20 protein-coding genes are annotated in these 18,935 nt (G+C 70.9%); 7 read left to right on the plus strand and 13 right to left on the minus strand.

Annotation, left to right across the window (positions count from 1 at the left end):
• Positions 1–3 precede the first annotated feature (3 nt).
• Complete coding sequence (locus tag NYO99_RS18460) at positions 4–666, minus strand: TetR/AcrR family transcriptional regulator (protein ID WP_268168746.1); 663 nt, start codon at positions 664–666, stop codon at positions 4–6.
• 110 nt (positions 667–776) lie between these two features.
• Here NYO99_RS18460 and NYO99_RS18465 point away from each other — a divergent pair, with 110 nt between their 5' ends.
• Together NYO99_RS18465 and NYO99_RS18470 are read left to right on the plus strand one after the other, a co-directional pair.
• On the plus strand, positions 777–1,700 hold the full coding sequence (locus tag NYO99_RS18465; RefSeq protein WP_268168747.1) for an ABC transporter ATP-binding protein: 924 nt from the start codon (positions 777–779) through the stop codon (positions 1,698–1,700).
• Positions 1,697–2,452 (plus strand): ABC transporter permease, encoded by a 756-nt coding sequence (locus NYO99_RS18470; RefSeq protein ID WP_268168748.1) that lies wholly within the window; start codon positions 1,697–1,699, stop codon positions 2,450–2,452. The genes NYO99_RS18465 and NYO99_RS18470 overlap by 4 nt, the downstream gene beginning before the upstream one ends.
• On the opposite strand, the gene NYO99_RS18475 is transcribed toward NYO99_RS18470, so the two are convergent.
• The 11 genes from NYO99_RS18475 to NYO99_RS18525 all read right to left on the minus strand — a co-directional run bounded on the left by NYO99_RS18475 (position 2,434) and on the right by NYO99_RS18525 (position 14,581).
• Positions 2,434–2,688, minus strand: coding sequence for a DUF2789 family protein (locus NYO99_RS18475; RefSeq protein ID WP_268168749.1), 255 nt, complete (start codon positions 2,686–2,688; stop codon positions 2,434–2,436). The genes NYO99_RS18470 and NYO99_RS18475 overlap by 19 nt on opposite strands.
• Positions 2,689–2,698: 10 nt before the next feature.
• Entirely contained in the window at positions 2,699–3,214 is a 516-nt protein-coding gene (locus NYO99_RS18480; protein ID WP_268168750.1) for a Dps family protein, read from the minus strand.
• Positions 3,211–4,815: an MFS transporter gene (locus NYO99_RS18485; RefSeq protein WP_268168751.1), complete on the minus strand. Its 1,605-nt coding sequence runs from the start codon at positions 4,813–4,815 to the stop codon at positions 3,211–3,213. Before NYO99_RS18485 ends, NYO99_RS18480 begins: the two co-directional genes overlap by 4 nt.
• A complete protein-coding gene (locus tag NYO99_RS18490) occupies positions 4,802–5,203 on the minus strand; it encodes a DoxX family protein (RefSeq protein ID WP_268168753.1) in 402 nt (133 codons plus the stop codon). Before NYO99_RS18490 ends, NYO99_RS18485 begins: the two co-directional genes overlap by 14 nt.
• Positions 5,204–5,205: 2 nt before the next feature.
• Positions 5,206–7,095, minus strand: coding sequence for an amidohydrolase (locus NYO99_RS18495; RefSeq protein ID WP_268168754.1), 1,890 nt, complete (start codon positions 7,093–7,095; stop codon positions 5,206–5,208).
• Positions 7,088–7,366 carry a XapX domain-containing protein gene (locus NYO99_RS18500; RefSeq protein WP_268168755.1) on the minus strand — a complete coding sequence of 93 codons (279 nt, stop codon included), beginning with the start codon at positions 7,364–7,366 and terminating at the stop codon, positions 7,088–7,090. Before NYO99_RS18500 ends, NYO99_RS18495 begins: the two co-directional genes overlap by 8 nt.
• A 190-nt stretch (positions 7,367–7,556) precedes the next feature.
• Positions 7,557–8,213, minus strand: a complete 657-nt coding sequence (locus NYO99_RS18505) for a hydrolase (protein WP_268168756.1) — start codon at positions 8,211–8,213, stop codon at positions 7,557–7,559.
• Positions 8,214–8,244: 31 nt separating this feature from the next.
• The gene (locus tag NYO99_RS18510) at positions 8,245–9,681 is read right to left on the minus strand and encodes a catalase (protein WP_268168757.1); all 1,437 of its coding nucleotides are present in this window, start codon (positions 9,679–9,681) and stop codon (positions 8,245–8,247) included.
• A 4-nt stretch (positions 9,682–9,685) separates the two neighbouring features.
• Positions 9,686–10,522 (minus strand): alpha/beta fold hydrolase, encoded by an 837-nt coding sequence (locus NYO99_RS18515; RefSeq protein ID WP_268168758.1) that lies wholly within the window; start codon positions 10,520–10,522, stop codon positions 9,686–9,688.
• Between the two features lie 326 nt (positions 10,523–10,848).
• On the minus strand, positions 10,849–13,947 hold the full coding sequence (locus NYO99_RS18520) for a sensor histidine kinase (RefSeq protein ID WP_268168759.1): 3,099 nt from the start codon (positions 13,945–13,947) through the stop codon (positions 10,849–10,851).
• Positions 13,948–13,951: 4 nt separating this feature from the next.
• Positions 13,952–14,581 carry a response regulator gene (locus NYO99_RS18525; RefSeq protein ID WP_268168760.1) on the minus strand — a complete coding sequence of 210 codons (630 nt, stop codon included), beginning with the start codon at positions 14,579–14,581 and terminating at the stop codon, positions 13,952–13,954.
• A gap of 178 nt (positions 14,582–14,759) precedes the next feature.
• Between NYO99_RS18525 and NYO99_RS18530 the strand changes: the two genes are divergently transcribed.
• Positions 14,760–15,086 (plus strand): hypothetical protein, encoded by a 327-nt coding sequence (locus NYO99_RS18530; RefSeq protein WP_268168761.1) that lies wholly within the window; start codon positions 14,760–14,762, stop codon positions 15,084–15,086.
• Positions 15,087–15,179: 93 nt separating this feature from the next.
• On the plus strand, positions 15,180–15,905 hold the full coding sequence (locus tag NYO99_RS18535; RefSeq protein WP_268168762.1) for a response regulator transcription factor: 726 nt from the start codon (positions 15,180–15,182) through the stop codon (positions 15,903–15,905).
• On the opposite strand, the gene NYO99_RS18540 is transcribed toward NYO99_RS18535, so the two are convergent.
• Positions 15,878–16,495 (minus strand): sensor histidine kinase, encoded by a 618-nt coding sequence (locus tag NYO99_RS18540; protein WP_268168763.1) that lies wholly within the window; start codon positions 16,493–16,495, stop codon positions 15,878–15,880. The two genes, NYO99_RS18535 and NYO99_RS18540, sit on opposite strands and share 28 nt — an antisense overlap.
• 214 nt (positions 16,496–16,709) lie before the next feature.
• On the opposite strand from NYO99_RS18540, the gene NYO99_RS18545 reads away from it, so the two are divergent.
• From NYO99_RS18545 to hisD, 3 genes are read left to right on the plus strand one after another with little or no spacing between them, the layout of a single operon-like run.
• Positions 16,710–16,949 (plus strand): BolA family protein, encoded by a 240-nt coding sequence (locus tag NYO99_RS18545; RefSeq protein ID WP_268168764.1) that lies wholly within the window; start codon positions 16,710–16,712, stop codon positions 16,947–16,949.
• Positions 16,946–17,611 (plus strand): ATP phosphoribosyltransferase, encoded by a 666-nt coding sequence (hisG, locus tag NYO99_RS18550; RefSeq protein WP_268168765.1) that lies wholly within the window; start codon positions 16,946–16,948, stop codon positions 17,609–17,611. Before NYO99_RS18545 ends, hisG begins: the two co-directional genes overlap by 4 nt.
• Entirely contained in the window at positions 17,608–18,918 is a 1,311-nt protein-coding gene (gene hisD / locus NYO99_RS18555; RefSeq protein ID WP_268168766.1) for a histidinol dehydrogenase, read from the plus strand. Before hisG ends, hisD begins: the two co-directional genes overlap by 4 nt.
• Positions 18,919–18,935 lie beyond the last annotated feature (17 nt).

Raw genomic sequence — 18,935 nt, forward strand, 5'->3', positions numbered from 1 at the left:
CTCCTAGGAGGGTTGTTGGTATTGACCGGCGAGCTGGAAGAGGTGGTCCCGCGAGGCGGGCTCCAGGTAGGGTAGCAGCAGGCTCAGCGCATGGAAGGCGCCGCGCAGCAGCGCCGCGCCGGCGCGCTCGGGCTCCAGCGCATGGCGCGGGTCGCGCACGTATTCATAGCTCAGCCAGTAGCTGACGACGACGACCATCGCATTGGCCGTCGGCGCCGCGTCGCGCAGCTCCATCTTCAGCCCGCCGCCCAGGTGCAGGCCCGACAGCACATGGCGCATGGCCTGTTCCTTGGCGGCCAGCAGGCTCTGGAAGTGCGTCTCCAGCTTGCGGTTCTTGAACAGCAGGTCGTTCAGGTCGCGGTACAGGAAGCGGTGCTTCCAGATCAGCTCGAACAGCATGTGGAAGAACAGCCAGGCGTCCTCCACGTTGCGCACGTTGTCGGCCGCGGCCAGCAGCTCGTTCAGCTCGGCCTCGTAGCGGCCGAACAGCGCGTTGACCAGCTCGTCCTTGGCCGGGTAGTGGTAGTACAGGTTGCCCGGGCTGATCTTGAGCTCGGCCGAGATCAGCGTGGTCGACACATTGGGTTCGCCGAAACGGTTGAAGAGGTCCAGCGTGACCTCCAGGATGCGTTCGGCGGTGCGGCGGGGTTTCTTGGGGGCGGGCATGAGCCCGTGGATTCTGGCAGCGAACCCGCGCGGGCGCCCGCGCGCGCAGCACAAAGCGACGCCGCCTGTCGGGCCAGGGGCGATGCCTGGCCTCCCTAGAATCCGCCGCCATGCCGAGCCCGACCTCATCGCCTCCCGCCATTGCCTTCGAGAACGTCAAGAAAACCTACCGGGGGGGGCAGGTCAAGGCGCTGAACGGCGTCAGCTTCGACATCCCCTGCGGCGAGTTCTTCGGTCTGCTCGGCCCCAACGGCGCGGGCAAGACCACGCTGATCAGCGTGCTGGCCGGGCTGGCGAGAGCCACCGAAGGCCGCGTGCGCGTGATGGGCCACGACGTGGTGGACGACTACGCCGCGGCCCGCAAGGCGCTGGGCGTGGTGCCGCAGGAGCTGGTGTTCGACCCGTTCTTCAGCGTGCGCGAATCGCTGCGCATTCAAAGCGGCTACTTCGGCGTCAAGCACAACGACGACTGGATCGACGAGTTGCTGGCCAACCTGGGCCTGGCCGACAAGGCCAATGCCAACATGCGCCAGCTCTCGGGTGGCATGAAGCGCCGCGTGCTGGTGGCGCAGGCGCTGGTGCACCGCCCGCCGGTCATCGTGCTGGATGAGCCCACGGCGGGCGTGGACGTGGAGCTGCGCCAGACGCTGTGGCAGTTCATCGCCCGCCTGAACAAGGAAGGCCACACGGTGCTGCTGACCACGCACTACCTCGAAGAAGCCGAGGCGCTGTGCCAGCGCATCGGCATGCTCAAGGGCGGGCGTCTGGTGGCGCTGGACCGCACCTCGCAGCTGCTGGCCGGCACGGCGCACACCATGCTGCGCTTCAAGACTGACGCCGCGCTGCCCGCCGAGGTGGCCGCGCGGGCTCGCGTGACCGGGCGCATCGTGCAGGTCACGGCGCATGACGCCGCCGAGGTGGAAACGACCCTGGCCACGCTGCGCGCAGCCGGCGTGCCGGTCGAAGACCTGGAGATCGGCCGCGCCGACCTCGAAGACGTGTTCCTCAACATCATGCAAGGGGAGCACGCATGAACGGCGCGTCCACTCTGTTCAAGAAAGAAGTGCTGCGCTTCTGGAAGGTCAGCTTCCAGACCGTGGCCGCGCCGGTGCTCACCGCGTGCATGTACCTGCTGGTGTTCGGCCACACGCTGGAAGACCACGTGAAGGTCTACGAGACGGTGGGCTACACGCAGTTCCTCATCCCGGGCTTGGTGATGATGAGCGTGCTGCAGAACGCGTTCGCCAACAGCTCGTCCAGCCTCATCCAGAGCAAGATCACGGGAAACCTCGTTTTCCTGCTGCTCACGCCGCTGTCGCCGCTGGCCTGGTTCGTGGCTTACGTGGGCGCCGCCATCGTGCGCGGCCTCGCAGTCGGTACGGGCGTGCTGCTCGTCACCGCCTGGTTCGCGCCGCCGGGCCTGGACAACCTGCTGTGGGTGCTGACCTTCACCGTGCTGGGCGCCGGCCTGATGGGCACGCTGGGCCTGATCGCGGGCCTGTGGGCCGAGAAGTTCGACCAGCTCGCCGCCTTCCAGAACTTCATCATCATGCCCATGACCTTCCTGTCGGGGGTCTTCTACTCGGTGCACTCGCTGCCGGGCTTCTGGCAGACGGTGAGCCACTTGAACCCGTTCTTCTACATGATTGACGGCTTTAGGCGCGGTTTCTTCGGCGTGAGCGACGTGTCGCCCTGGCTGAGCTTCGCGGTGGTGGCGACGAGCTTCGCGGTGACGGCGGGCCTGGCCCTGACACTGCTTAAGAAGGGCTACAAGATCCGGTCCTGACCGGGCGCACACAGCGCCTGCGCCAGCCATTCGGCGGGCAGCGCCCAGTCGGCGTCGGCCGCGATGGCCTCGCGCAGGAACGCGGCCTGAGCCGGCGTCCACACGGGGGCATCGGGCAGCGCGCAGCCGAGGGCATCGGGCCGGTGCCGGGTGATGAAGTCGTCGATGGCCTGCGGCTCGGAGGGCAGGCCGAGCTGGTCGAAGAGCTCCTGGAGGCGGTGGTGGCCGGCGTGCATGTCTGCCCCTTCAGTGCCGGCCCGACTCGAACAGGAACCACACCCGCTGCTCGGTCTCCTCCAGCCAGTTCTCCACGAGGCTGGCGGTGGCGATGTCGCCATGCGTGTCGCACAGCGCGTGCACGGCGCGCAGCCAGTCGGCCAGGCGCCGGTTGTCCTCGCACAGCTCGGCCAGCATGCCGCCGGGTTGCACCAGGTCGGCATCGTTGTCCGCCACGCGCTGCAACCGGGCGATGTGGCCGATGGAGCGCAGCGTGCTGCCGCCCAGCTTGCGCACGCGCTCGGCCAGCATGTCCGTCATGGCGAAGAGCTGGCCGGACTGGTCGTCCAGCAGCGCGTGGTAGCTCGGGAAGGACGGGCCCCACATGTGCCAGTGGAAGTTCTTGGTCTTCAGGTAGAGCGCCCACACGTCGGCCAGCAGCTGGTTCAGCGCGGCGCTCAGGTCGTGGCGGGCGTCGGCACCCAGCGTGCCGGGGGTGGCGAGCGGGGCCTGGCGGTGTTGGCGGGCGAGGTCGAGGTCTTTCATGGCGGGGTGTCCTGCAGGTCGTGGGGGCGGAGGGTGATGAGGTGCCGCACGGTGGGCGGCTCGGTGGCCTGGTGCAGGGCGCGCAGCGAGGCCTGCAAGGCGGCGGCGGCGTGGCTGGCGCGGTGGTGCTGGCGCAGATGCTCCTGCCAGGAGGGCAGCATGAACCACTCCACCAGGGCCTGTGGGTCGGCGCTGTCTTCGGTGAGGCCCCAGGCGCTGGCGCCGTCGCCGCGCCGGTGGCGGGCCAGCGCGTGCAGCAGGTCCAGTGCGGCAGGCCGGTCGGCCGGGGCGATGCGGTAGGCCACCAGCACCAGCACCGGCCCGCGGTCGGCGCTCACGGGCTGCGCGAGCGTGGGCTCGGGCCAGGCATGGGCGGGGTCGAGCACCTCGTCGCCGGCGGGTAGCGGCCAGCGGCGGGCGAGTGCGGCGCCCAGCACCAGCAGCGCGGCGGCCAGGCCGAGCGCGGGCACCAGGCCCAGGCCTTGCGCCACGGTACCCCAGGCGAGGCTGCCGGCGGCGAGCGCCCCATTGAACACGGTGAGGTAGACGGCCAGCCCTCGGCCGCGCACCCAGTTTGGCAGCACGGCCTGCGTGATGGCGCCGAGCGTCGTCAATGCAACGATCCAGGCGCCGCCCAGCCCCAGCAGCGCCACGAGGGCGACAGCCGCCGGCGGTGCGCTGGCCAGCATGGCCAGCACGGCCGCGCACAGCAGTGCCGCCGCGGTCATCAGGCCGTCGGGCCCGAGGTGCGGGCGCAAGCGCGGCAGCAGCAACGCGCCGGCAATCGCGCCCACGCCGACGGCGCCCAGCATCACGCCGTAGAACGCCGCGCCACTGCCGAGCAGCTGTCGCCCGACGAGCGGCAACAAGGCCCAGGCCGCGCTGGACAGCGCGAAGAACAGCGCCGCCCGCGCCAGCACCCGCTGCAGGTCGGCATTGGCCAGCGCATGCCGCAGCCCCGTGCGCAGCGCGCCGCCGAACACCTCGGCCAGCGGGTCGGCCGCGGCGGGCGGCGGGCGCCACCACAGCAGCGCGCTGATCACCAGCACATAGGTCAGCAGGTCCACGCCGTAGGTGAAGGCCGCGCCCCAGGCCGCCAGCAGCAGGCCGCCCGCTGCCGGGCCGATGGCGCGCGACAGGTTCACGCCCAGCGAGTTCAGCGCCACGGCCGAGCGCAGCTGTGCCTTGGGCACGAGCGCGGGCACGATGGACTGCCAGGTGGGCGCCATCAGCGCGGCGCCCGTGCCGCCGATGAAGGTCAGCACCAGCAACGAGGTCATGTCCAGCCGCTGGGTGTGGGCCAGCACCATCAGGGTGGCGCTCACCCCGGCCAGCAGCAGTTGCACCGCAATCAGCAGGCGGCGGCGGTCGAGGATGTCGGCCAGTACGCCGGCGGGTATCGCGAACAGGAACACCGGCAGCGCCGCCGCAGCCTGCACGGCGGCCACCGCCGTGGGGCTGGTGCTCAGCTCGGTGGCGAGCCACGCGCTGGCCACGTCGCGCATGAAGCTGCCCATGTTGCCCAGCACCGTGGCCAGCCACAGCACGGCGAACACGCGCTCGCGCAGCGGGGCGAAGGCGCCTTCGTCAGCGGCCGGCATGCGGCGCCTCTGGCGTGATGAGGTCATGCCAGGCCACCAGCGCGAAGCCGCCGGCCAGGCCCAGGTGCTCGAAGAAGGCGTGCATCGCGGGCGTGCGCTCGGGGCCGCTCATCGCCCAGAAGTCATTCGCCACGACGCTGGCCGCCACGGTGAAGGCGCCCAGCGCCAGCGCACCGAGCCATCGCAGGCGGCCGCTCAACACCAGGGCCGAGGCGCCGAGCTCCAGCGCGATGACGGCGACCGCCAGGGGCGCGGCCGGCTCCAGCCCGAAGTGCTGCATCTCGGCCAGCGCGCCGGGGAAGTCCATCAGCTTGCTGAGGCCGCCTTCCAGGTAGGCGGCGCACAGGGCCAGCAGCGCAAGGCCGTGCAGGGCGCGGTGCAGGCGCATGCTCACACCGCCCAGCAGGCGCAGCCCAGGGCGCCCCAGAAGCCGGCGTCATCGCTGACCGGCGTGTTCGCCCCCCAGGCCTGCGCATGGGCGTGGCCATGCACCTGGCAGGCGGTGGCACAGGCGCAGGCAGCGGCCAGCGCGGCGGCGCTCAACGGCGGCGCGCCCTCGCCGCCTTCGCGGTAGGCGCCCCAGGCACCGTAGCCACCCCAGCGGCGCACCGGCGACCAGTCCGGCATGGCGGGTGGCGGCGGGGCTTCGTCCAGCGGCGCAAACGGCCCGGCGCCCCAGACGATGCGGCCACCGACCATGGTCAGCAGCGCCGTGGTGTCGGCAATGTCCGATTCGGCGCAGGCGAAGAAGTCGCGGTCGGGCACGACGAGGTCGGCGAACTGCCCCACCTCGATGCGGCCTTTCTTGCCTTCTTCATTGCTGAACCAGGTGACGTTCTCCGTCCACATCCGCAGGGCTGCTTCGCGGCTCAGGCAGTTGCGCTGCGGCGTGATCTGCAGGCCGCCAACCGTCTTGCCAGTGATCAGCCATGACAGCGACACCCAGGGGTTGTAGGAGGCGACTCGCGTGGCGTCGGTGCCGGCGGACGTGCGCACGCCCTTCTCCAGCAGCTTCGCGACCGGCGGCGTGGCCTCGGCGGCGCGCGCGCCGTAGCGCTCGACGAAGTACTCGCCCTGGTAGGCCATGCGGTGCTGCACGGCCACGCCACCGCCCAGGGCCGCGATGCGGTCCATGGAGCGTTCGGAGATGGTCTCGGCATGGTCGAAGAACCAGTGCAGGCCGTCGATGGGCGTGTCGCGGTGCACCTTCTCGAAGACATCCAGCGCGCGGCTGATCGTCTCGTCGTAGGTGGCGTGCATGCGCCAGGGCCACTTGTTCTGGGCCAGGATGCGCACGACCTCCTCCAGCTCCGGCTCCATCGCGGCGCTCATCTCGGGGCGGGGTTCGCGGAAGTCCTCGAAGTCGGCCGCCGAGAACACCAGCATTTCGCCGGCGCCGTTGTGGCGGAAGTACTCGTCGCCCTGCTTGTAGGTCACGCTGCTCGTCCAGCGCAGGAAGTCGTCCTTCTCCTGCTTGGCCTTCTGCGTGAAGAGGTTGTAGGCCAGGCGCACGGTGAGCTGGCCGGCGTCGGCGAGCTGCTGGACGATGGCGTAGTCCTCGGGGTAGTTCTGGAAGCCGCCGCCGGCGTCGATGGCGCCCGTCACGCCCAGCCGGTTGAGCTCGCGCATGAAGTGGCGCGTGCTGTTGAGCTGGTAGTCGGGCGGCAGCTTCGGCCCGCGCGCGAGCGTGGCGTAGAGGATGGCGGCATTGGGCTTGGCCAGCAGCAGCCCCGTCGGGTTGCCGGCGCTGTCGCGAACGATCTCGCTGCCGGGCGGCGCGGGCGTGTCCTTGGTGTAGCCCACGGCGCGCAGGGCGGCACCGTTGAGCAGGGCGCGGTCGTAGAGGTGCAGTATGAAGACCGGCGTGTCGGGCGCCACCGCGTTGAGCTCGGCGAGCGTGGGCAGGCGCTTCTCGGCGAACTGGTGCTCGGTGAAGCCGCCCACCACGCGCACCCACTGCGGCGCGGGTGTGATGTCGACCTGGGCCTTCAGCATGGCCATCGCGTCGGCCAGGCTGCGCATGCCGTCCCAACGCAGTTCGAGGTTGTAGTTGAGGCCACCGCGAATCAAGTGCAGGTGGTTGTCGATGAGGCCAGGCAGCGCGCGACGGCCCTGCAGGTCGATGCGGCGCGTGGCCGGGCCGGCCAGGGCGAGCACGTATTCGTTGGACCCAACGGCCGCAAAGCGCCCGGCGGTGATGGCCACGGCCGACGTTTCCGGCTGGGCACGGTTCAGCGTCGTGAAGCGGCCGTTGAACAGGATGAGATCAGGGTCAGCCATGGCGGCGCTCCGTGTCGGGTCGGGTGGCGGTGTCCGCGCAGCGCGGCAGCTCGCCGAACATGTGCGGCTTGACCTGGTGGTGCAGCCAGGAGGTCTCGGTCGGGTGCGGCGCCAGCCAGCGTTTGACCAGCGGCGGGATCTGCTCGCCGGCCAGGATGCCGAGCAGCCCGACCAGGGCGATCACCGGCGGCGCCGGTGACCGCACGTTGAACAGCGCGTAGATGACGCCGACGAGCAGGCCGACCGCGGCGGAGAGGAGGTAGGGCTTCATCGTCGGCGTCCTTATGTGCTTCTTGAAGTTGGAGTGCATCGGCGTTGCGGGCCGAGCGCCGGGCCGCCCCAAGCCGGCCCGGCAGGCGATGTGCTTTCGGCTCGATGCCGAAAGCATCGCCGTCCCCACGGGGGACCGACTGGGCTTGCCGGCTTTCAGCCGGGCAAGACCAGGCGAGGGGCAGACAGCTCTAGCCTTCGTGGGCGCCAAACATCGTTTTGGCGTAGGTCACGCCGATACCGTAGGCGCCGCCGACCTTCTTGGCGATGCCGGTGGTCAGCTCATAGGTCTCGCCGCGGGCCCAGTCACGTTGCAGTTCCAGCAGGTACTGCAGCGAGGTGATGGGCTGGGCGCCAGCCTGCACCATGCGCTCGACGGCGCGTTCATGCGCTTCGGTCGACACATCGCCGCAGGCGTCGGTGATCACGTAGACCTCGAAGCCCTGGTCCAGCGCGGACAGCGCCGGGCCGACGATGCAGACGCTGGTCCACAGGCCGGCCAGCACGATGCGCTTCTTGGCGATGCGGTTCACCTCGGTGATGACGGCAGCGTCTTCCCAGGTGTTCATGGACGTGCGGTCCAGCATCTTCTGGCCGCCGAAGGGCGCGGTCACCTCGTCGAACATCGGGCCGGAGAAGCTCTTCTCGGCGACCGTGGTGAGGATGGTCGGCACCTTGAAGCCTGCGGCAGCCTGGGCCACCAGCGAGGCGTTGTTGCGCAGCTCGATGGCCGGGATGGAGTGCGTGGCAAAGGCCATCTGCGACTGGAAGTCGATCAGCACCAGCAGGTGGTCGGTCGGGTTCAGCAGGCGGGCGCCGGGGGCGGCGGTGGCGGTGGGAGCGGTCATGGGAGTTCCTTGGTGGTTGCGGGGGAGGGAATCAGAGGAGGCCGAGGGCCATGGCGACACCGGCGCCATAGGCCGGGTCGGCCTTGTAGCAGTTGTCCACGTGGCGCTGGCGCACCTCGCGGCTCACGCCCTGCATGGCGCGGGCGGTGTTGTCGAAGAGGCGCTGGCGCTCGTCGGCGCGCAGCAGGCGGAACAGGGCGGCGACCTGGCTGTAGCAGTCGTCGTCCGCGCGGTGGTCCCAGTGCGTTGCCGTTCCGTGCAGCGGCAGCGGCGGCTCGGCCGGGTGCTGGCGGTCGGGCCACAGGCCCCCGCTGTTGGGCACGTAGCCGGGCGTGGCGCCGTGGTTGCCGTCCACACGCATCGCGCCGTCGCGGTGGAAGCTGTGCACCGGGCAGCGCGGCGTGTTCACCGGGATCTGGTTGAAGTTCACACCGAGCCGGTAGCGCAGTGCGTCGCCATAGCTGAACAGCCGCGCCTGCAGCATCTTGTCGGGCGAGACGCCGATGCCGGGCACCAGGTGCGCGGGTGAGAAGCCGGCTTGCTCCACTTCGGCGAAGTAGTTCTCCGGATTGCGGTTGAGCTCCAGCACCCCGACCTCGTGCAGCGGGTACTCCGCATGCGGCCAGACCTTGGTCAGGTCGAAGGGGTTGAAGGGGCAGGTGTTGGCCTCGTCCTCGGTCATGATCTGCACACACAGCGTCCAGCGTGGGAAGTCGCCGCGAGCGATGGCATCGAACAGGTCGCGCTGGGCGCTTTCCCGGTCGCGGCCGATCAGCGCTTCTGCCTGGGCGTCACTCAGCCAGCGCACGCCCTGCTGGCTGCGGAAATGGAACTTCACCCAGTGCCGCTCACCCTCGACATTGGTGAAGCTGAAGGTGTGGCTGCCGAAGCCGTGCATGAAGCGGTAGCCGTCGGGCAGGCCGCGGTCGCTCATCAGGATGGTGACCTGGTGGAGCGCCTCGGGCATCAGGGTCCAGAAGTCCCAGTTGCTCTGGGCATTGCGCAGGTTGGTGCAGGGGTCGCGCTTGACGGCGTGGTTCAGGTCCGGGAAGCGCAGCGGGTCGCGCATGAAGAACACCGGCGTGTTGTTGCCCACCAGGTCCCAGTTGCCTTCCTGCGTGTAGAACTTGACGGCAAAGCCGCGGATGTCGCGCTCGGCATCCGCAGCGCCGCGCTCGCCGGCCACCGTCGAGAAGCGCACGAACACCTCGGTCTGCTTGCCGATCTCGGAGAAGAGATCCGCCTGCGTGTAGCGGCGGATGTCCTGCGTGACGGTGAACGTGCCGTAGGCCCCCGAGCCCTTGGCATGCATGCGCCGCTCGGGGATGACCTCGCGGTCGAAGTGGGCGAGCTTCTCGAGCAGCCAGATGTCTTGGAGCAGCGCCGGCCCGCGGGGTCCGGCGGTCTGGATGTTGAGGTTGTCCGCCACCGGTGCCCCGTTGGCATGGGTCAGGCGCTGCGTCTTCATGGCGTCAGCCCTTGATGAAGGCCAGCAGGTCGGCGTTGAGCAGGTCGGCGTTCACCGTCAGCATGCCGTGAGACAGACCCGGGTAGACCTTGAGCGTGCCGTTCTTCAGCAGCTTCACGGCCTTGAGCGCGGAGTTGGCGATGGGCACGATCTGGTCGTCGTCGCCGTGCATCACCAGCGTGGGCACGGTGATGGCCTTCAGGTCCTCGGTCTGGTCGGTCTCGGAGAAGGCCTTGATGCCCTCGTAGTGGGCCTTGGCGCTGCCCATCATGCCCTGGCGCCACCAGTTGTTGATGACGCCCGGCAGCGGCTTCACGCCGGGGCGGTTGAAGCCGTAGAACGGGCCGGCGGGCACGTCCATGAACATCTGCGCGCGGTTGTCGGCCACGCCCTTGCGGAAGCCGTCAAAGACTTCGATGGGCAGGTGGTCGGGGTAGGCGGCCGTCTTGGCCATGATGGGCGGCACCGCGGCCACGAGCACCGCCTTGGCCACGCGGCCGGCTGGCTGACCGTGCTTGGCCACATAACGTGCAACTTCACCGCCGCCCGTGGAGTGGCCGATGTGCACCGCATTGCGCAGGTTCAGGTGCTCGACCACGGCGAAGGCGTCGGCGGCGTAGTGGTCCATGTCATGGCCCTCGCTGACCTGGGCCGAGCGGCCGTGGCCGCGGCGGTCGTGCGCGACGACGCGAAAGCCCCGCTGCACGAAGAACAGCAGCTGCGCGTCCCAGTCGTCGCTGGACAGCGGCCAGCCGTGGTGGAAGACGATGGGCTGGGCGCTCTTGGGGCCCCAGTCCTTGTAGAAGATCGTGGTGCCGTCCTTGGTGGTGATGGTGCTCATGGTCATGCCTTTGGGTTGGGGGGAGGAAGGAGCGGCGACGGCGTCGCCGGGAGAAGCCAGCGTTGCCGCCAGTGGGAGAGCGAGGGCGGTGCCGAGGCCGGCGCCGAGTGCCAGCAGCTGCCGGCGATCGGGGTCCAGGGGGAGGTCGGAGGAGGTGGACATCGCAGGTGCCTTTGGTTGGGCGGTTTGGATGTCGGTCATGCTAGGCAGCGGTGCTGCCACGCATCAGCCCCGTTAGGGCGAGCGGCGGCTCAACCATTGGGAGGAGGCGGGATGACACTTTTGTGGCGGCCGGCAGGCACCCGGTGGGTGCGTGCCGGGCGCGCTCAGGCCTGCTCGGTGGCGGCCGGGGTGGCGCGGCGCCGGGCCGGCCACCAGCCGGGCCGTCGGCCCGGGCTTGCGTATGCGCCGCTGGCGCGCACGCGCAGCTGGATCGTCGTGCCCTGGCCGGCGCTGCTGCGGATGTCCAGCGTGCCGCCCATCAGGTGGGCGCGCTCGTGCAGGCCGCGCAGGCCGAAGTGGCCCGCTGGGGCGGCGCTGTCGTCGGCCGGCAGGCCGATGCCGTCATCGCGGATGGTGAGCAGCAGCGCGTCGGCACCGTACTGCACCTGCAAGGTCAACTGCGTGGCCTGGGCGTGTTGAAGCGCGTTCTGCGCGGCTTCCAGTCCGAGGCGGAAGGCCTCGTGCCAGATGGCGTTGGCCAGCGGGCGCTCCCGCCCCAGGCATTCGGCGCGCACCGCCGGCACCGGCGTGTCGCCGCGCATCAGCTCGATCGCGTCACGCAGCGCCACGGACAGCTCCGCCGGCTGCTGGTGGCGACGCAGGTCCTGCACGCGCTCGCGCGCGTCAGTCAACGTGGCGTCAGCGCGGTCCAGCGCGCGGCTCAGGCGCTGGCGCTGCGGGTCGTCGGCCGGCAACTCCTGCAGGCTGGCCTCGATCTGCAGGCTCAGCGCCTGCGTGCCTTGCAGCAGCGTGTCGTGCAGCTCGCGCGCGATGCGCTCGCGTTCGGCCAGGCGGGCCTCGATGCGCTCCTGCATGCGGCGGCAGTTCACGGCCACGCGCCAGCGGTACAGCGCAGCGCCCGCGCCCAGCGCCAGCAGCGCCAGCAGCGCGCGGAAGCCGACGGTCTGGTGCAGCGCGGGCGGCACCTTGAAGTCCAGGTGCGTGACGGCGGACGCGCCGTTCTCACCCTGGAGCGTCTGCAATTCCAGCCGGTAGTCACCCGGCGGCAGTTGGTTGAACACCTGCTCGCGCCGGGCGCCAACGTCCTGCCAGCGCTCGTCCAGACCGAGCAGCCGCACGCGGTAGCTCAGCAGCCGCGCAGCGCCGGGCAGGGGCGCGGTGTACGTGATGCGCAGCGCCTGCGGGGCCACGGGCAGCTGTGTCGACGGCCCCAGGGGCAGGGGCTGGCCGTCCGCCCACAGGCCGGTCACCTGCGCGGGCGGTGGCGTGGCCGGCGCTGTCGCGCGCGCCGGGTCGACCCGGTAGATGCCCTGGTGGCGGCTGAACCACAGGTGGCCGTCCCTGGCCACCACCGCCGACGGCAGCTGGCGGATCTGCGGCGAGGCGCCCAGCACGCCGTCGCGCCAGTCCAGGCGGGTGACGGGCACCGGGTGGTCCGGCTTCGCCAGCCAGGCCTTCAGCGGCCCAGGCCCGATGCGCAAGATGCCGGATTCGTCGTTCAGCCACAGCGCGCCGTCCTGCGACATGACGATGCCGCTGACCGTGCGCAAGGGCTGCTCGCCCTGCACGCGCAGCGGCACGAAGCGCGCGCCGATCTGCATGGCGGCACCCAGCTCGCCGCCTACCCAGACCCCGCCCGGCTGTGGCAACACGCTGAGCACCATGCCCAGCGCCAGGCCGTCGCCGCGGCCCCAGCGCTGCTCGGTGCCCTGGGGCGCTCGACGGATCAGCTCGCCGCTGGCCAGGCCGCGCCAGAAGCCGCCGTCCGCGGCCACATGGGTCACCATGACGATCTCCTGCCGCTCCGCCGGTGCTGGCGGCGCCCAGCCGGGGTTGGTGAAGCGGCGCAGCGGCCCGGGCACCCAGGCCGCCCACAGGGTGCCGTTTGCATCGCGGGCGATGGTCTGCACCGGTCGGTATGGCTGGGCCTCCGGCGGCGCGGCCAGGCGCTGCAGCCGGCCGCCGGTCTCGCGCCAAATGTCGGGGACCGAGCCCAGCCACAGGCTGCCGTCCGGGTCGCGCCAGCCCGCACCGAACCAGACATTTCCGGGAGGGAAGTCGCCCGGCAAGGCTCGCGCCGGGCCGTTGTGGTGCATGCGGACCGGCAGCTCGGTGTTCGAGGCGGCAACCACGCTGCCGTCCTGCCCCGGCACCAGCACGCCGCCGGTGGCGCCGTTGGCAAACGGCATGACGACGGCGCGAGGCGGGCGGAAGTGATCCAGCCCGGCCGCCGTGCCCAGCCAGAGGTGGCCGTGGCGGTCTTCGTAGATGTACTGGATGCGGCTGCTGGACAGGCCGTTGTTGCCGTTCATCTTCTCCATGACCGGCGCCGCGCCAAGGGCCTGGCCGGGCCCTGGCACGCGCACGAGGCCGGCGCTGCCGTGGCCCAGCCACAGACCGCCGTCGCGGTCGGCCAGCACCGCGGCACCGCCCCGGGGCAGGCCGGTGGGCCAGCGGCCGGCGCCGCTCGCCCCCGCCAGCCGCAGCTGGCCCTCGGTCTCCAGCATCCAGCGCCGGCCGTTCGGGCCGATGGCGAGGTCGGCCACCCCGTCCATCGCGGGCTGGTGCTCGAAGCGCGGCGCCCCGGCCGTGCGGCGATACCAGCGCTCCCCTTGGGCTTTGAGCCAGATCGTCCCGTCGGCGTCTTCAAACAGGGCGAGGACCGGGCCGGGCGGGCTGCCGACAGCGGCCGGCGCGTGCTCCCAGCGCGCGCCGTTCAGCGTGAACAGGCCGCGCGACGTGGCCGCCCAGACCTGCCCCTGGGCGCCGGGCAGCATGGCGAACACGGTGCCGATGGGCAGGCCGCTGTTCCAGTCGTACCAGCGATGCTTGGCGCCCGCGCCCTCCTGCGGCGTGGGCAGCCGCATCACGCCGGCGAGCGTGAAACCCACCCACAGCGCGCCATCGCGCGCCACAGCCAGCGAGTGGATGTTCTGCGCTTGCCCGGGGCCGTCGCCCTGCGGAAACAGGTCGATGCGGTCGAACTGCATGCCGTCGAAGCGGAACAGCCCGCTGGAGGTGCCCAGCCACAGGAAGCCGTCCGGTGTTTCGGTGATGGCCTGGATGTCCGACGGCGCGCCGTCGCGCGTGAGCCAGGCGATGTGGTGCAGCTGGCGCAGCTGCAGCTCGGGCGCCAGCGCCCAGGCCGGCATGGCCGGCAGCAGTGCCGCCAGCAGCAGGGCCCGGCGGGCACGCGCGACGACCCGCCGCGGGGTGTGCAGGGCGGGGCTCAGGGGCTGCATGGCGTCAAAGCTGGATCAAGCCGCGTTGCAGCGCGATGGTGACCGCATGCGTGCGATCCCGTGCGCCGAGCTTGGCCAGGATGCCCTTGACCCGCGCCTTGATCGCGTCCTCCGTGAGCGACAGCCCATGCGCCACCTCGCGGTTGGACATGCCGTGGGCGATGCGCTGCAGCACCGCGACCTCGCGCTCGGTCAGCATCTCCTGCCCGGCGTGCCGCGCCAGCGTCTGGGCGACCTCCGACGGAATCCAGCGGCCGCCGGCATGCACGGTGCGGATCGCGTCCAGCAGTGCGGTGCGCAGCGTGCTCTTGAGCAGGTAGCCCGCGGCCCCGGCCTTCAGTGCATGCCAGGCCTGGGCGTCGCCGGAGTAGGTCGTCAGCACGATCAGGCGGGCGCCGGGTGACTCGCCCCGGATGGTGGTGATCGCCTGCAGGCCATCGATGCCCGGCATCTGCAGGTCCATCAGCGTGATGTCGGGCCGCAGCGTGCGAAAGGCGCTGATGGCGGCGGCGCCGCTGTCCGCCTCGCCCACCAGCTGCATGTCGGGCTGGCGTTGCAGCACCGCCGCGATGCCCTCGCGCATCAGCGGGTGATCGTCGACGGTGAGGATGCGGATGGGCGTGGGGTGCGACATGGGACGGGCCAGGACCTTGAAGCGTAGCCAGAGGCGGGGTTGCACCGATCGGCCACAAGAGGCAGGCGCGGCTGCCTCTTGTGGCCGTTGCCCGGTGCATCACCGGCCGCTTAAGCTGCCTCCCATGCTTTGGGACTCGCCCGTTCACGCCGGTTCATCACGGGCGCTGGGATTGCTGATGCTGCGAGGCAGTCTCACTTTAACGCTGCTGCTGCAGGCACAGGACGCCATGCCTGCATGCCCGCCATGGGCATGGTGGTGCCTGGGCGTGCTGGCCGCCGGCCTGGCGGTGGGCTTGCTGAGCTGCCCTTGCGCCGGTCTCAGCGTGCTGTGGTGCTGGCTGGTGCTGCCGGCCGGGCCCGGCCCGGGTGCCTGGGCGCTCGCGCTGTTGCCGGCCACGGCGCAGGCCGGGGCGGTGATGCTGCTGGGCGCGGGGCGGTGGTCACTGGACCGGCGCCTGTTCGGCCGGCGCCTTGTCTTCGAGTCTGATGACACTTTCGGGTAATGTCGAATCACCCGAAAGAGGATGGGCGGTCCGGTCGGGATCGCTGAGCATCTCCGTCATCGGCCTGCCAGGGCCTGTCCAGGAGAAGTCATCATGCGCCACCCACCGACCGAGCCCGAACTGCTGGTGGCCCACCCGATGCCCCTGCTCGCCAACGGTCTGGCCGCCGTGTTGGGGCCGGCCGCGGCCGTGGCAGCTGACTGCGATGCGGCCGCACTTCTCGCGCGCTCGGCGCCCGAGGTGCTGGTGACCGACATGCCGCTGGCGACGGCCGTCCTCACGCAGGCACGCCCGCAGCCGGGGCGGTCCTTCCAGCCCTGGCGCTGCGTCGTGGTCAGCACGCAGGCCGGCAGCTGGGCCGTGCACCAGGCCATGCAGCAGGGCGTGCTGGCGATGGTGCAGGCCAGCTGCAGCGTGGTCGAACTGCAGCGCGCCGTGACGGCAGCCCGCGCGGGGCAGCATTTCCTGTGCGCCGCTTCGGCCGCGCTGCTGGCCGAAGGCGCCGTGGACGAGCCGCTGACCCGCCGCGAGACCGAAGTGCTGCATCTGCTGTGCGCGGGCCTGGACAACAAAAGCATCGCGCTGCGCCTGACCATGGCGCTGGGCACCGTGAAGACCCATGTGAAGGCGATCCTGGAGAAGCTGGACGTCAGCAGCCGCACGCAGGCGGTGGCGGCCGCGCACCGGCGTGGCCTGGCGCTCCAGGGCGAGGCGGGCGGGTGCCCGCTGACCGCCGTGGCGACACCGGCCTGGCGCAGTGCGCCGCCGGCGAACGGCGGCGCGGAAGGCGGTCAGCTCGCCCGCGCGTTCGGCGCGTAGGCCTGCAGCGCCGGCACCCACAGTTCCAGTTCGGCACCGGCGCCGGGCCATTGCCACAGCCGCAGGCGCGCGTTCAGGCGCGCGGCACCTTCCTGCAGCGAGGCCAGGGCGGCCGGCGGCGGCTTGTGGGCGGCGTCACGTGCATGCCAGCAGCCGTTGTCACGCACCCGCAGCGTCAGGCCGGCGCGCCTGGCGTCGAGAGACACGGTCACCGCCGAGGCACCGGCCTCGCTGCAGGCGTGGCGCACACGGTCACAGGCGAGTTGCCCGAGGGTTGGCTGAAGCCCGCCGCGCAGGGGGAGCGTCGACCGGCTCATCTGCACCCGCAGGCGCAAGGGCTGCGCCGGGCCCAGGCTGGCCAGGCCCATCAGCAGCGCCACCACGCCCGACGGACCCGGCTGTGCACCCGGCATGCTGTCGGCGCAGCTCTGCGCGACGAGGTGGTCCGCCGACTGGAGCCAGCGCTCAAGCGCCTGCCGGGCGGGCTGGTCAGCCGGCAGGTCCCCGCTGATGGCATGCAGATGCAGCACGAGGCCCTGCAGGCCCTGGAGCAGCCGGTCGGCGTTGCCGGCGGGTTGGGGCGGTGTCACGCGGCGACATCCTCCGCCCGGTCGGGCCGGGTGAACAACCAACGCAGGCAATAGAGGGCGGTGTTCATGCGACTGATTCTGGGGCGCCCTGTCCCGCTGCGCATCGCCCGTTGGGGAGAGGTGCTCGGCCGACCTGGCACCGGCGGTGCGGCCCTGCGGCGCGCCCGGGCGAGGGGCTGCCCATAAAATCCCGGGTTTCCACCGAGGATTGTCAATGGCCGACCCGACCCCGCTCGACGTACGTGATTTCATTGCCGCAGGCCTGCCCTGCGCGCACCTGGAAGTCGAGGGCGACGGTCGACACTTCTTCGCGACCATCGTGTCCGCCGAGTTCGCGGGCCTCACCCGCATCAAGCGCCACCAGCGGGTGTACGCCGCCCTGGGCGACCGCATGCGCGAGCAGATCCACGCGCTGTCCATGAAGACGCTGACGCCCGAGGAGTTCGCGCAATGAGCACGACCCAAGGCCTGACGCTCGCGCTGTCCAAGGGCCGCATCTTCGAAGAGACGCTGCCGCTGCTGCGCGCCGCCGGCATCGAGGTGCTGGAAGACCCCGAAACCTCGCGCAAGCTCATCCTGCCGACCAACCGCGACGGCGTGCGCATCGTCATGGTGCGCGCCAGCGACGTGCCGACCTATGTGCAGTACGGCGGCGCTGACCTCGGTGTGGCCGGCCGCGACGTGCTGCACGAGCAGGCGCTGGCCGAGGGCGGCTCGCACGGCCTGTACCAGCCGCTGGACCTGAAGATTGCCCGCTGCCGCATGAGCGTGGCCACGCGTGCCGACTTCGACTACGCCGCCGCGGTGAAGCAGGGCTCGCGCATCCGCGTGGCCACCAAGTACACCGAGATCGCCCGCCAGCACTTTGCCGACAAGGGCGTGCACGTGGACCTGATCAAGCTCTACGGCTCGATGGAACTCGCGCCGCTGACGGGCCTGGCCGAGGCCATCGTCGACCTCGTCTCCACCGGCGGCACGCTGCGCGCCAACAAGCTGGTCGAGGTGGAGCAGATCATGGACATCTCCTCCCGCCTCGTCGTCAACCAGGCCGCGCTCAAGCTCAAGCGCGACACCCTGCGCCCTCTCATCGACGCCTTCGCCGCCGCCATCGCATGACCCTCATCCGCCAGCTCTCGACCGCCGCCGCCGACTTCCAAACCGAGTTCGAGCGCCTGCGCCATTGGTCGGCGGAGACGGATGCGGCCATTGAGGGCCGCGTCGCCGAGATCCTGGCCGATGTGCAGCAGCGCGGTGATGCCGCCGTGTTGGAGTACACCAACCGCTTCGACCGTCTCAGCGCTGCCAGCGTCGCTGCGCTGGAGATCACGCAGGCCGAGCTGCAGGCGGCGCTGGCCGCCATTCCTGCGGCCCAGCGCGATGCGCTGCAGGCCGCCGCCAAGCGCGTGCGGGCCTACCACGAGCGCCAGCTGGAGGCCTCGGGCCGCAGCTGGAGTTACCGCGATGAAGACGGCAACCTGCTGGGCCAGAAGGTCACGCCGCTTGACCGCGTGGGCATCTACGTGCCCGGTGGCAAGGCCGCCTACCCGAGCAGCGTGCTGATGAACGCCATACCCGCCCATGTGGCGGGTGTGCCCGAGATCATCATGGTGGTGCCCACGCCGGACGGCGTGCGCAACCCGCTGGTGCTGGCTGCCGCGGCCGTGGCCGGCGTGCACCGCGTGTTCACCGTCGGCGGCGCGCAGGCCGTGGCGGCGCTGGCCTACGGCACGGCCACCATCCCGCGCGTGGACAAGATCACCGGCCCGGGCAACGCCTACGTCGCGTCCGCCAAGAAGCATGTGTTCGGCCAGGTCGGCATTGACATGATTGCCGGCCCCAGCGAAATCCTGGTGATTGCCGACGGCACGACGCCGCCGGACTGGGTGGCCATGGACCTGTTCAGCCAGGCCGAACACGACGAGCTGGCGCAGAGCATCCTGCTCAGCCCCGATGCCGACTTCCTCGCTGCCGTGCAGGCCAGCATGGAGCGTCTGCTGCCGACGCTGCCGCGCGAGGCCGTCATCCGCGCCTCGCTGCAGGGCCGGGGCGCGCTGATCCACACGCGCTCGATGGAAGAGGCCTGCGAGATCAGCAACAGCATCGCGCCGGAGCACCTGGAGATCAGCGCGGCCGAGCCGGCCCGCTGGGAGCCGCTGCTGCGCCATGCCGGCGCCATCTTCATGGGCGCCTACACGAGTGAAAGCCTGGGCGACTACTGCGCCGGCCCCAACCACGTGCTGCCCACGGCCAGCACGGCGCGCTTCTCGTCGCCGCTGGGCGTGTACGACTTCCAGAAGCGCAGCAGCCTCATCGAGGTCAGCGAGCAGGGCGCCCAGGTGCTGGGCGGCATTGCGTCGACGCTCGCGCACGGCGAGGGCCTGCAGGCCCACGCGCGCGCGGCGGAATTGCGTTTGAAGGGCTGAGTGCTGAAGACGCGCGG

Origin of the sequence: Roseateles hydrophilus, from assembly GCF_026712245.1 — a bacterium.
GTDB classification, from domain to species: domain Bacteria; phylum Pseudomonadota; class Gammaproteobacteria; order Burkholderiales; family Burkholderiaceae_C; genus Pelomonas; species Pelomonas hydrophilus.